The following is a 628-nucleotide window of genomic DNA, read 5'->3' on the forward strand; positions in this document are numbered from 1 at the left end:
ATAACGCCCTACTAAGCGGCGATAAATTGTTGGCTAAAATTGCGAGGAACGAAGCTAGCCAACTGTTTAGCGTCCGTCTTGAGTAGCTTGTTAGGCAAATTATTCACCCATATTGATTTTAAAGCAGTTATCTCTATCTATTTCTAAATTGGAAAAATCGCCGTTAATCGATGCAGACGTAAAGTTTATAGAACTTAAGTTTGGCCTATTAGTAAATCCAATATTTAACTTTACCGTTCCTACGGCAAAACAAAGTACGTCATTTTCAATGTGATAAACTGTACCAGATTTACCTGCATTTTCAGGATCCGCAAAAATCAATTCATGCCCTGTAGTTCCGTCTTTATTTATGACTTGATAACCTAAACGCATAGGGTAATGTGAATTAACATCATGACTTCTATTTGCCAGTGTTTCACAATTAGAATCATCATAAACTGCCCACCCAATACCACTATAACCACCAGAATCAAATTCAATAACTACTTTATGATATTGGTCATCACTAGGATCCATATTCTCTAAGCATTGTTGATATTCTATAACTGAAGGAAAGATATTTTGGGCTAGTTTCTTAGATTCAGTATCTTCATCACAAGCACTTAAAATAATAATTAGTAAACACACA

The 628-nt window shown here is 34.7% G+C and carries 1 protein-coding gene; it reads right to left on the reverse strand.

What is annotated here, in order from left to right; genetic code table 11:
• Positions 1–99 precede the first annotated feature (99 nt).
• Positions 100–628, reverse strand: a 529-nt coding sequence (locus H4J75_RS19685; RefSeq protein WP_182223067.1) for a hypothetical protein, incomplete at its 5' end; no start/stop codon positions are given.

The sequence above is a fragment of the Colwellia sp. BRX10-1 genome, from assembly GCF_014077545.1.
Lineage (GTDB): Bacteria > Pseudomonadota > Gammaproteobacteria > Enterobacterales > Alteromonadaceae > Colwellia_A.